Origin of the sequence: Nannocystis exedens (genome assembly GCF_002343915.1) — a bacterium.
Classification (GTDB): Bacteria; Myxococcota_A; Polyangia; order Nannocystales; family Nannocystaceae; genus Nannocystis; species Nannocystis exedens.
Genome location: NZ_NETK01000001.1, coordinates 8533626 through 8545534, shown reverse-complemented (window position 1 = coordinate 8545534; position 11909 = coordinate 8533626). Strand labels below are relative to the sequence as shown.

The following is an 11909-nucleotide window of genomic DNA, read 5'->3' as shown; positions in this document are numbered from 1 at the left end:
CGGCCGCCCCGACCGCCCTCACTGCGGCAGGCGCAACTTCAAAAAACCGTCGACCACCTCCCGCGAGATCACGTCGGGCAGCGCGGGCACGATCGGCTGCGCCGCCGCGGCAACGTCCCCCGGGTGAATCACCGCGACCTGCACCGTGCGCGACGGTTCGTCGAGCAGGAACACATAGAACCGATCGTCAAGCGCCCGGCGCCACGCCGGGCCCGCGCTCATCGCCGGGTCTTCGGCGTCGATGACCGCGCCCTGGTTCATCGCCGTCAGGCTGTTCACGTCGACGAGGTCGGCGTCGGCCGGGAACTGCTCGATGCCGCACGACTGGATCCCGCACGTCACGCCGCCGAGCGACCCGACCTGGTACGAGCGAATGCCCGTGCTGATGATGTCGCGGTTGCCCCACTGCGGCCCGGACGCCTCCGCGATCACCTCGAACACGTTGATCTGCCCGCAGCCGTCGCCGAGCTGTCCGTTGTTTGTATTGTTGAAACAATGACACGGGTGGTAGCCCGACCAGCCGTCGCGGTTCAGCTCGGAGGGCGAGACGCCGACCCACGGTGCGTCCTGCGCTCGCTCGTCCTCCCCGTCGGCGATGCAGCTGAGCGGCAGCAGCGCCGGATCGTCGGCGTACGGCATCGACGCCAGCATCACGACCAGCTTCGAGCCGGCCCAGCCGTAATAATCGAGGTCCGACCCGGGGCAATACGGATCGCTCCCGGGGCCGCACGGAAACGGCTGCTCCTGCATCGCATAGTACGCGCAGTTGTTGCCGAGATCGCCGAGAAACTCCTGCGCGTCGTCCGGACCCGAGAAATGGAGGTTGTACGGCTGGTCCGGCGTGCGCCGGTCCCAGAACGAGCGGATCCCCCACGGACCGTCGCTGGCCCCGAGCGGCTGATACACGGCCAGCGCCTTCACCCGCAGCGGCCCCTCGAGCACGAGGTGGAGCTGCTCGTTGAACGGCGTCAGCCGATCGGACGTCACCTCGTGCCGGGTGCGGCAGCAGAACTCGGAGCCCCACCCGAAGTCAATCGTCTCCGACTGCACGTCACAGCGCGGATCGCCCGGTTCGGCCTCGATCCGTCGGCCCCAGTAGCCGGGCGCGCCGATGTTCGTAAACGTCAAGGTCCCGCCGCGCGTGGGCTCGCCGTCATTGTTCGGCTCCACCGGAGGATGCGGCGGCGCGTGGGGATCGTCGAGGTCGTCCCAGCCGCCCGTGTCCGGCTCCCCCGCAGAGGTCGGCTCTCCCGCAGAGGTCGGCTCTCCCGCAGAGGTCGGCTCTCCCGCAGTCGATCCGCCCGCAGTCGTCGATCCTCCCGCAGACGACTGCCCGGGGTTCGAGCCGCACGCGGCAGCGAGCGCGCCCACGGCCGCGACCGCGAGCAGGGGCACGGCATCATTCAAAGTCCTCACGGCAGCCTCGCTTTTCCGCCGTCGCCGTTCAGAGGTCCTCGATGATCGCGAACACATGATCGCCGCGGTCCTGGAACACGGGACCGTTGACGATGAAGCGACCGTTCTTGTCGTTGAGCGAATGCACCTCGGGGCCCTCGCCCGTCGGGATCCACTCCTGATTGGCCTGCTGCTCGTACGACAGCGTGCCGAGCAGCTCCGTCTTGTCCTCCTGCCCCAAATAGCGGTAGAGCGTGATCTTGTACAGCTGATCGCGGGTCGGGATATCACCCATCGCCGTCCGGGCCGCGCGCAGCTCGGGCCAGGTGAAGCCCTCCGCGTGCGCGAAGTTGTAGCCCGCCCGGTCGCACCCGCCGGAGTACGGCTTGTGGTAGTTGCCGGGCGAATTGAGGCCGGGCGCGCCGTCGTCCTCCCAGACGGCGACCTCCTCCATCGTGCGGCCCTTGTGGCCCCAGTACTTGTGACCCGGCGCTCCCGCCGAGGCGTACCCCGGCAAGAACGTCTCCGAGGGGTAATAGGATTCGTTGCCGGGGAACTGCGTGCGGGTCGTCGGGATCGGCGCGCTCGCCAGGTTGATCGTCACGCAGGCGTGATAGTCGTCCCAGCCGTCCTCGTGATGGGCGACTGCGGCCCGCTCCGGCTTCGGCACGTAGACCCTGCCCTCGGGATCGACGTACAGCCCGAAGTTGAGCTGCCAGCCCTGCCCGTGGCGGGGCCACTCGAACCCCTGCGAGTCGGGCGCCTCCGGGATCAAGAAGAACATCTCGTAGCCGTCGCCCTCCGGATGCACCACCCACGTGGGCCGGAAGCCGGTGAAGTTGATCGGATCGTCGGGCAGAGGATCCTGGTTGTACGTCGCGTAGCCGTACTCGTAGCCCGCGTTCACGTGGTAGACGAACGGCCGCATCCCGCCGTTTTCCGCGATCAGCGCCGCGGGGTCGTCGTTCTCGCCGATCGCCCAGCCCTTGTTCTTCTCCCCCGGGATCCACGCGATCTCGTCCGTGACCCCCTCGAGGTACGGGACCTCGAAGTCGCTGTCGACGATGTAGTGGGTCTCGGTCTCCTCGACCGGGAATTCCTTGCCGCACTGGACCGCCGACAGCGTGTAGGTCCAGGGCATCGCCGACACGATCGGATACGACTTGCCCTCGAACGTCGTGTCGGCGCGGTGAATCACGCGGTAGGTGTCGGAGAAGGGCGTGTCGTGGAGGACCCCCTCGACGACGCATTCGTCGGGCGGCCGCATGTCGGGGCCTTCGGAATCATCGGTCCCTTCGCCTCCTCCGGTCGGTTCGGAGCTCGCGGTCCCCTCGGAGCCAGCGGTCCCCGCGGTGCTTTCGGTCCCTTCGCCGCTGTCACTGCCGTGGGTACTCGAGCACGCGGTCAGCACCACCGATACACAAAGGACCCCGACCTCGACCGTGTTCATCGGCGAATCCTATCTCATGACGAAGCCCGGCGGAAGGCGGAAAAACGAGCCATCGGGGACGACCCGCGACGCGAGTGTGTGCAGGGAGTTCGAAGTGGGGACCGCGGCGGTGCGAGGTCGCCTGGCACCACTCGCTGGCACCCACGCCGCCGGCCGCTCGCGCGGCGCCACCGAGGCGTTTGTGAAGAGACCACGCCGGCCTCGCCCGACGACTCGTGGGCCGCGGCCTCCAGGACGTCTGCCCCGGCCTGCATGCGCGAACAGTCGGCCGTCCCCCGTCGACGCGCTCGGCCATCGCCCGAGCGCGGCCCGCCATGGTCGAACTCTATTCATTCCTGGTACGAGCGACGAGCCATGGGCCGCGCTCATCGCTCGCGCTTGCGCTGCGCCTTCACGGGGAACAGCGCCGCCACGCGCTCGCGCAGCCACTTGTGGGCCACGTCCTGGCGCGACGCCGAGAACAGCGCGCCGAAGCGGACCTCGGGCAGCTCCAGCGGCGGCGGGAACATCACCAGCGGCGCGTGGCGGGCGTACTCGGCGACGAGGCTGCGGGGGGCCGTCACGATCACCTCGGTGCGAGCCGCGATCGCCAGGGCCGTCTGGAAGCACGGCGTGCGCAGCACCACCCGGCGGGTGCGACCGAGACTCGCCAGCCGGTTGTCGACCACCCCGCCCGGCAGCGCGCGCGGGGCCACCAGCGCGTGGCGGGCCGCCAGGTAGCGCTCGAGCGTCAGCCGCCCCGGCGACCGGCGATGTGGGGGCGGCCTCGGGGTTGTCGTCGACGTCCCCGCCGTCGCAGCCGTGGGCTCGAGGTGGGGTGGATCGCGGGCCGATCTGTCCGCCCGGCAGGTCGCCCTGTCCCGCGGCCGATCTCGCTCCGCCGAATTTTTTCGACGAGCGTCGCGAATTGAAATCCGCGGCGGGTCGACTCCCCTGAGCGAGCGCCGGGCCGAACCTCCCCGGCGCGCCGAGGGAGTCATGCGAACCGAACGGAACCTGACCTTCTTTACTTCCGTGCTGGGCTGCGCCGCCGCGCTCTTCAGCCTCCCGGCCTGCGGCGACGTCGACGACGCGCTGCCCGCCGCCACCGCCGACGACGACGTCGACCTGCGCGTCCTCGCCTCCGATCCGTCGAGCGCCGCGAGCTTCGGCTGGTGTCCCCACAATCAGAGCTTCGACGGGGTACCCACCGTCATTCGCTACCCGACCGCGACGAGCTGCAACGCGATCGTCGACGACAGCCCGCTGGTGCTGCTCCTCCACGGCGCCACCTACCCCTACGACAGCTACGACTATTTGCTCGAGCACCTGGCGAGCAACGGCTTCATCGCCGTGAGCGTCGACATCCTCGCCGACGACCCGGGCGGGCACGGGATCGCCGCGGGGCGGGTCAAGGACGTCCTCGACGAGCTGCTCGCCACCTGGCCGAAGGCGAGCGCCATCGACCCGTCGCGGCTCGGGATCGTCGGTCACAGCCGCGGCGGCCAGACCGCGCGATACCTGGCCGACCTGCTCAAGGGCAGCGGCGACGCGTGGACCGTGCGCGCGGTCGTCGGCCTGGCCAGCAAGGGCGGCGACGACATGGTCCTGGGTGGCGACGAGACCACCGGCGTGATGTTCATCCAGGGCACGTCCGACACCGACCAGACCGCCGACCGCGGCTTCGAGAACTACGACTTTTCCGGCAGCGAGGACTCGGTCCCGTTCGCCCAGCCGGGCAACCTGTACAAGTCGATGAAGCTGCTTCAGGGCGGCAATCACTCCTACTTTTCCGAGCGAGACGCCCCCGCGGGCGCGCAGGCTCTGGTGACGCAGGGCTACGTGCTCGCGTTCCTCGCCGCCCACCTGATGGGCGACGCGACCTGGTACGAGGACTACATCCGCGGCGACGCCGTCCCGCACGGCTGGCCCAACGCCGTGGTCAGCCAGGTCAGCGACGGCTTTTGGCGCACCGCGATCGACCACTTCGAGGATGGGACCCTCCCCAACTCGACGATCGGCGGCACGTTGACCGCGTCGCTCGGCGTCAGCGCGGCGGTCGTCGACCTGGGCGCGGCCAGCGGCGCGCAGCACGAGACGCACGCGCTCCGGCTGTCCGCCACGGCCACCGGCGCCGGCGTCACCTGGTCGGTCCCCGACGTCGACGCCGGCGACTTCGAGTGGCTGAGCATGCGCATCGGCCAGACCAGCGACCCGCCGTCGCAGTCGCTGAAGGTCCAGCTGCGCAACGGCGGCGTTTGGTCGGACCCGGTCGCCATCACCGATCACGGCGCGATCCCGATGCCGATGGCGATGTGCCCCCCGCCGCTCTACAACTGCCCGCCGCCGCTCCCGTACGAGCACATGGGCACCGTGCGCGTGCCGCTCTCCGCGTTCGGCCCGCACGACGACGTCGAGGCGGTGCGCTTCGTGTTCACCGGCAAGACGGTCGGCCAGGAGTTCCTCCTCGACAACATCGAGTTCGCCGAGTGGATCCTCAAGCCGTGACGACACTTTTGAATCTCTGCCAGTAGTGAGAATAGCGATACGGGGGACGCTTGTCCCTGGAAAGTGATGAAACCTATGATGAATCGATCCCTGCTCATTTCATTCGCAGCCGCCGTGCTCGTCACGGTCGCGCCCGGCTTCGAGTCCGAAGCCGCCGCGGCCACCCTGTACAACCGGATCCCCGCCTCGGCCTGCAGCCCCGAGTCGCCCGACGACGACGCCGTCCTCCAGCTGTCCAACGGCTCGTGGGTCTTCGCACCCAACGAGACGGGCACCGCGACCTTGTGGTGCCCGGTGGCGACGGACAAGCCGCACAGCGCCCTCGACCCCTATTCGATCAACAACCTGCGCCTGTGGTACCGCGACACCGACGGGACGGCCACGGGCTCGCAGGTGACGGCGCAGCTGTACCACCGCTCGGATAGCGCGAGCAACCCGTCGTCGATGACCGCCGGGATCGATTCGAACTCGAGCAGCGCCACGTCCAACAATACGCTGTGGGCGGACGTGACCACCAACACGACCAGCAACGCGCTGTTCTTCGTGAGGGTCACGATCTCGCGCAATCTCAGCTCGTTGAACGTCGCGTTCCACGGCGTCGACCTGCCGCAGAGCCCGCCCTGATCCCTGCGGGTCAGGTTCGCGAGCGATGAACCTGGCTCATCGCTCGCGCGCGATCGATGAGCGTGGCCACCCCCGCCCCCGGAGCGGACCTCGTGGCCCTCCGGCCGCCGCTCACGTCGGCGGCCACAGCCGCGGCAGCTTGCGCGCCCGCTTGACCCCTCGCGCGAGCGCGGCGAGGGTCCGCGCGCGGCGCAGGCCGAGCGGCTTCGGCTCGTCGAAGGTCGACGCCGTGTTGAGGCGCGCCAGCTCGGCCGCCTCGACGTCGCCGACCCCGAGCAGGGTCCCGTGGCGACACAGCGCCGCGTTGAGCGCGTCGGGCCGCGGCCGCGAGCGGCCCTCGGGTCCGAGCACCAGCGCCCGCAGCGGCCGCAGGTCGAAGCGGGCCAGCAGCCGCGGCTCGGGGTCGAGCGCGAGGTGCCACAGCTCCGCCTCGCCGGCGAGCAGCACCTCGCGGCCCGCCCGGTCGAACGCCGCCGCCGTGAGCGCGAACGGCACCCGAAACAGCACCCGCGCGCCCTCGACCACCCCGCCGTCCTGGACCCGCCGCCACGCGTCGCGGGCCTCGCACAGCACCAGCGCCTGCAGCCCCGCGTCGCCCCAGGCCGAGTCTTCGAGCCGGTCCGACTCGCGCGTGGTCGGCTCGCGCAGCTGTCCTTCGGGCCACATCACCGGCGCTTGCTGGCTGGGCAGCTCGAGCGGCAGCTGCAGCTCGCCGTCGAAGCGGTACACCGCCCCGTCGCCGTGCTTGTCCCGCGCCGCCAGGTAGCGCGCGCACGGCGAGATCCGCAGGTCGACCGGGTAGTCGCCCAGGGCGTCGAGCTTGTGCCATCGCCACGACGCCGTCTCGATCACGAACGCCACCTCCTGCAGCTCCGCGAACACGAACGGCACGCAGGCCGGCAGCGCCCCCCGCGTCCACCGCCCGCGCGCCGGCTCGAAGCAGCAGAAGCGCCAGCCGGCCGCGTACAGCACATAGCCTGCGAGACATGTCATGAGGGACAGCCCCGCGCTCGGCCACCAGCGCGGCAGCGCCCCGGTCGTCAGGTCGACCTCGAAGGTCGCCGTGGCCAGGGCCAGCACCGCCCGCCCCGGGGCCACGAACGCCAGCCCGCGCGGCGCCGCCAGCTCGGCGTGCGTCGTCGGCACCGGCCACACCGGCACCTCGGTCGGCCCGCCGCCGGCCGCCGGCAGCCCGGCGGCGACCGTCGGCTCTGCCGCCTCGATGGCCCCCCACGCGGCCAGCACCGCCTGCAGCGCGCGCTGGACCACGAGGAGGCCGTGGTGCTCGATGATCGTCGGCGCCCCGAGCTCGACGATCCGCGCCTGTCGGCCGGCCGCGTCGATCAACGCCGCGAGGCCGCCGCTGCGCGCCCCGGCCACCAGCACCCCGCCCGGTCGCCGCTCGAGCGGCCGCTCGTCGACCGGCGGCACCGGCACGCGCCACACCATGAGCCGCGCCGCCGCCTCGGGGCCGAGCCGGGCCGAGAGCCTCGCCAGCAGCGCCTCCGGCCCGGTGTTCGCGTAGGCCTCGTCCTGCCACGATCGATCGTCGCGCGCCACCGCCTCGGCGTCGATGCCCCGGGCCGCGTACAGCGCGGCGAGGCGGGTCCGGTACCCCGGATCGGCCGCGGCCTCGAGCCGCTCCAGCTCCTCGTCGCGCGGGTAGGGCGGCCACTCGTGCAACCACGTGTCGAGCGGCGCGTCGACGCCCGGGTGCCCCGGAGGCGTGCAGGTCCGGCCCTCCGCGTCGATCCACGCCGTCATCTCGGCCACCGCCCGCACCTCGCGCTCGCGCAGGCCGAGCGCCGCGGCGATCGCCGGCGCCAGCCCCGGATGCAGCACCGGCTGCGGCAGCTCGACCACGCCCCACGCCGCCGGATCGCGCGCCTCGCTCGGGCCGAAGTACGGCTCCGACCACAGGCCCTCGCGCGCCGTCGGCATGCCCGGCAAGAACGGCACCGGACCGGCCCGGACGACCCGCCCGCGCGCCGGCTCGTCGGCCGCGGCGAGGCGGTCCAGCGCGCTCAGGATCGCCGCCGCGTCGGCGGTGAAGAAGCCGGCCAGCGGATGCGGTCGCACGCCTTTTTGTAACTCGAGGCGGCCCGGATCGAGCGGCCCGGCGGTGCGCTCGACCATGCGCGCCGCGTCGTCGATCCGCCGGCCACGGCTGCGCGATCGCAAGGGCGCGTGGCTCCGCGGCCTCGCCTGTCGCCGGTGCGGCGCTCGACGCCGCGTGCCCGCAGCTTCTGCTCGAAGCCCCCCGCTCGTCATCCGGGCTGTTCTTCGGGACAGGTCATTCGCCTTCACCCGGCGCCCCGCCGCGCGCACCGACCCCTCCCGCGAGGCACACCGCTCACTGCGGCCAGTCGCGTCCGGTCGGGATCGTGAACTCGATCCCGCCGGACACCCCGCCGACGAAGAACGGCCGGGCCGTCATCGCTCCGGCGAAGCCCTGGGCCACCAGCGACAGCCACGGCGTCAGCGACACCCGCGCCCCGCCGTTCAGCGTCACCACCCCGGCCGGCGCCGCGCACGGCCGCGGCGCCTGGGCGCACGTCATCGGCCCGATCGGGATCAGCGCTCCGAACGACGCCCCGATGTACGGGCGGAACACCTTGTGCGGGCGATAGACCCGCTCGTAGCGGGCCATCGCCAGGATGTAGCGCCAGCGCGGGCCGTAGCCGGCGTATTGCGCGTAGGCCACCTCGAAGCCGACCTCGTGCACGTAATTCACCCGACCGAGCACCGTCCCGCCGAGCGCGTAGCCCTGGGGGATCCACCGCGGCTGAACGCCGAGGCTGAGCGCCTTGCGATACGAGCGGCGGTCGATGAGGCTCGTGCGGAGCTGGCTGTCGACCGGGGGTGGTTCCCCGGCGGCCGCGGTCGAGAACGACGGCAGGCTCGTGCGGTCGCCGCGGCCGAGGCGCCGCTTGGCCCGCTCGACCGCGCGGATCCGCGGATACGCGTCGGCCGACAGGCCCGAGTGCGTCACCAGGAAGCTGGCCGCCGCCCGCTCCTGCGCCTCGACCGGCACCCCGCGCAGCTCGAGCAGCACGCGCAGGTTGTCGTAGTCGTGGATCATCCGCGCCTCGCTCTGGCGCAGCACCGTCGTGTGGTCGCGCCAGCGGTCGCACAGCTCGCGCGCCTGCGCCAGATACGGGTTGTCCTGCTCGATCGCCGCCAGGGCGCACCACGCCTCCGTGTGCCGCTCCGGCGTCGCTCGCCGGTCGGCTTGCACCTTGACCGCGACGTCGTACGCCTGGTGCGCCGCCAGGCTGCCCGACAGGTCCATCGATTGCACCTCGCGCTTGTCGAGGTCGGGCGGTCGGAGGAATTGCTGCGACCCCGCCAGCGCCTCGGCGTGGGCCGAGATCGGCGCCACCTCGAGGCGGATCGGCGCGGTACAGACATTGCGCCGCGGGTCGTCGGCCGTCGACACCTGGGCGCACGCCTCGAGCATGTTCGGCGGCGACTCCTTGAGCACCTCGATCGTGTCCTCCGCCGCCCCCGCGAGCCCGGCCCCGCCGCCGCTGCGCGCGCTGTCCTCGACCGACGACAGGCGGAACGCCCCCAGGCTCACACCGGTGACCACGTGCGTCGCGCGGGCGCATTCGGGCCCGCCGCTCAGCTCCGCGGCCGTGTACCCCGGCCGCGGCGCCTCGTAGCGGCCGACCACCACCATGTCGAGCTCGAGCGCCTCGCCGCGCTCGACCCGCCCGCCGAGCTGCGCCAGCCCGAGCGGAATGTTTATCAAAAGCTCGTCGAGCGAGCCGATGTGAATGCTCTGCGAGCCCGTCGTGGTCTGCGCGTATGTATAATGCCCGGGCGCCGTACAGCCGCGCAGCACCTCCATCTCGCAATCCTCGTAGCGGACCGCGACCACCCCGCGGAGCAGCCGGGCCTCGAGCTCGGCCGCGTCCATGCCGGACCACTCGACGATGAGCGGCTTGTCCGGGTCCTTGACGACGCTACACCGCGACTGCCCTGCCGCATCGAGCTGCGCCGCGGTCAGGTCGCCGGCGTCGCGCAGGCCGCTCCGCGAACACCCGACCGCGAGGAGGAGCAGGACGGCGAGAAGACAGCCGGAGCGTCTCATGGCGCGGTACGGCAGTATTCACGATGCGACGGCCGGGCGCACCTCGAACCTCGCGGGCGCCACCGCGGCCTCGTACCCGCGCCAGAACAACGTTCTTCACGGCTTTACCGCCGCGCGTTTTCGCCCCTGCGCCATTCGGACCCCGCGCGGGCGCGCGAGCGTCGACCTCCCGCGCGAGGACCCGCGGCCCACGTGACCGTCGAGCGACCTCGCCGCTCGCCCTGCTCCCGCGCGCCGTCGTTCGCGAGCCAAACGTCATCACTCCCACGGGTCGCCCATGAGCACGCGCTCGCGCTTCTTCGCCGGCCCCTTGCCCGGCTTCGGCGGGCCCGGCTCGGGCGCAGCGGCCACGCGCGGCGCGGCTTCGGGGATCACCGGCGTCGGCCGCTCGCTCGCCGTCCGCTCCACCTCGATCGCGGGCGCGAGCCGCTGCGCCTCGGGCGTGTGCGGGGCGCAGGCCGCGAGGGCCATCGCCGCGGCCGCGGGGCCGAGCCGCGGCGGCTCGCGGCGAAACAGCGGCAGGCCGTGGTCGCCCACCCGCATGCGCACGCACGCGCGCCGGTCCGCCAGCAGGCGCTTCGCCTGCCGCTCGGTGACTCCCGTCAGATCGATCACCTCACGCTCGCAGGCCTGGCAGCGCCGCCCGACCGCCGTCGGCTCCATCGTGTCCCAATTCTCGCGGCAGGGCTCGAGGACGCGGAGGTGCATGCCACCGCATCGTACGATCCGCCCGCGCCGCCGCGTTGCGCGGCCCTGCGCGTCCGCCCCGGCAGACCCGGCGAGGGTTCACGACGGGGCCGCGACGAGCACCCCCGCCGCGCGCAGGAACGCGACCAGGGCCGCGTCGTAGGCCGCGCGGTCGCGCGGGAAGTCGTTGTGCCGTCCTGGCAGCTCGACGTACGTCGACCCCGGCACGCTCGCGTGCAGGCTGCGGCCATGGGCCACGGGAATCACCTCGTCCTCGCTGCCGTGGAGGATCAGCAGCGGGCGCTGCAGGGTGGGCAGCACGCGATCGGTGCGGAACGGGTGGCGGCACAGCCCCTCCGGCAGGCCCTGCGAGCGCGCGAGCGCGGCCAAACTGGTGAACGTCGACTCGAGGATCAGGGCCGCCGGCGCGCGGGCGGCCGCGAGCGCCGAGGCCACCCCGCCGCCGAGCGAGCGCCCGTGAAACACGACGCGAGCGGGGTCGACCTCGGGCCGCGCCGCCAGCTCGTCGTAGAACCGCACCATGTCGCCGACGATCGCCGCCTGCGACGGCGTGCCCTCCGAGCGCCCGTACCCGCGGTACTCCGGCAGCAGCACCGACACCCCGCGCGCGACGTACGACGCCGCCAGCGTCAGCTGATGATCGATGAGCTCCCCGTTGCCGTGAAAGAACATCACCGCCGGCCCGGGGCTGTCGGCGCTCGCCCCCCTCGCCGGGATGAACCACGCCTCGACCTGCGGCCCGTCGGGCGCACGGCTCCACAGCGACGTGACGCCGACCGGCGGCCGCGCGAGGGCGTGCTGGTTGGCGTATTGCCGCGGAAAGATCAGCCGCTCCTGCAGCGCGCAGCTCGCGGTGTACGCGAGCCCGCCGGCGAGGAACAGGACGACCAGCACGCCAGGCACGGACCACATCGTCCGGGCCTTTTACCACCGCGTCACCGCCCGCGCCCGCGAAACCCGAGCATCCTCCTCGCGCGCCTCATCGCCGGCTCGCTCGCGCCGCGCGCGAACGACCGGGTCCGAGCCCGGCTTCGTCCCGCGGCGCCGACCGCGAAAGCACGACGGACCGTGAGTCCGAGAATTCCTTTCCGCGCACGCCCATCGACGGTCGGGTTCGAGCCCGGCTTCGCCCGCGCCGCGCCGACCGCG

9 protein-coding genes are annotated in these 11909 nt (G+C 72.3%); 2 read left to right on the top strand and 7 right to left on the bottom strand.

All coding sequences use genetic code 11. The annotated features are described in order from the left end of the window. Nucleotides 1-18: 18 nt before the first annotated feature. The 3 genes from NAEX_RS33570 to NAEX_RS33560 form a co-directional block, all read right to left on the bottom strand. A complete protein-coding gene (locus tag NAEX_RS33570; RefSeq protein WP_420814169.1) occupies nucleotides 19-1407 on the bottom strand; it encodes a DUF2403 domain-containing lipoprotein in 1389 nt (462 codons plus the stop codon). Nucleotides 1408-1444: 37 nt separating this feature from the next. Then, nucleotides 1445-2662, bottom strand: coding sequence for a hypothetical protein (locus NAEX_RS33565; RefSeq protein ID WP_096331561.1), 1218 nt, complete (start codon nucleotides 2660-2662; stop codon nucleotides 1445-1447). Between the two features lie 548 nt (nucleotides 2663-3210). Then, a complete protein-coding gene (locus NAEX_RS33560) occupies nucleotides 3211-3540 on the bottom strand; it encodes a LysR substrate-binding domain-containing protein (RefSeq protein WP_096331560.1) in 330 nt (109 codons plus the stop codon). A 283-nt stretch (nucleotides 3541-3823) separates the two neighbouring features. Between NAEX_RS33560 and NAEX_RS33555 the strand changes: the two genes are divergently transcribed. Next, on the top strand, nucleotides 3824-5332 hold the full coding sequence (locus NAEX_RS33555; RefSeq protein ID WP_096331559.1) for an alpha/beta hydrolase family protein: 1509 nt from the start codon (nucleotides 3824-3826) through the stop codon (nucleotides 5330-5332). Between the two features lie 114 nt (nucleotides 5333-5446). Further along, on the top strand, nucleotides 5447-5956 hold the full coding sequence (locus NAEX_RS33550; protein ID WP_096331558.1) for a hypothetical protein: 510 nt from the start codon (nucleotides 5447-5449) through the stop codon (nucleotides 5954-5956). A gap of 111 nt (nucleotides 5957-6067) precedes the next feature. On the opposite strand, the gene NAEX_RS51110 is transcribed toward NAEX_RS33550, so the two are convergent. The 4 genes from NAEX_RS51110 to NAEX_RS33530 form a co-directional block, all read right to left on the bottom strand. Then, a complete protein-coding gene (locus tag NAEX_RS51110; protein ID WP_096331557.1) occupies nucleotides 6068-8092 on the bottom strand; it encodes a hypothetical protein in 2025 nt (674 codons plus the stop codon). A gap of 217 nt (nucleotides 8093-8309) precedes the next feature. After that, nucleotides 8310-10052 (bottom strand): hypothetical protein, encoded by a 1743-nt coding sequence (locus NAEX_RS33540; RefSeq protein ID WP_096331556.1) that lies wholly within the window; start codon nucleotides 10050-10052, stop codon nucleotides 8310-8312. Nucleotides 10053-10310: 258 nt separating this feature from the next. Next, entirely contained in the window at nucleotides 10311-10760 is a 450-nt protein-coding gene (locus NAEX_RS33535) for a hypothetical protein (RefSeq protein ID WP_096331555.1), read from the bottom strand. Between the two features lie 78 nt (nucleotides 10761-10838). Continuing rightward, on the bottom strand, nucleotides 10839-11672 hold the full coding sequence (locus tag NAEX_RS33530) for an alpha/beta hydrolase (RefSeq protein WP_096331554.1): 834 nt from the start codon (nucleotides 11670-11672) through the stop codon (nucleotides 10839-10841). Between the last annotated feature and the right edge of the window lie 237 nt (nucleotides 11673-11909).

Coding starts and splice junctions, on each gene's coding strand:
- NAEX_RS33565 (WP_096331561.1), bottom strand. CDS start 2,662: ATGCGGCCGCCCGACGAATGCGTCGTCGAGGGGGTCCTCCACGACACG.
- NAEX_RS33555 (WP_096331559.1), top strand. CDS start 3,824: ATGCGAACCGAACGGAACCTGACCTTCTTTACTTCCGTGCTGGGCTGC.
- NAEX_RS51110 (WP_096331557.1), bottom strand. CDS start 8,092: ATGGTCGAGCGCACCGCCGGGCCGCTCGATCCGGGCCGCCTCGAGTTA.
- NAEX_RS33540 (WP_096331556.1), bottom strand. CDS start 10,052: ATGAGACGCTCCGGCTGTCTTCTCGCCGTCCTGCTCCTCCTCGCGGTC.
- NAEX_RS33535 (WP_096331555.1), bottom strand. CDS start 10,760: ATGCACCTCCGCGTCCTCGAGCCCTGCCGCGAGAATTGGGACACGATG.
- NAEX_RS33530 (WP_096331554.1), bottom strand. CDS start 11,672: ATGTGGTCCGTGCCTGGCGTGCTGGTCGTCCTGTTCCTCGCCGGCGGG.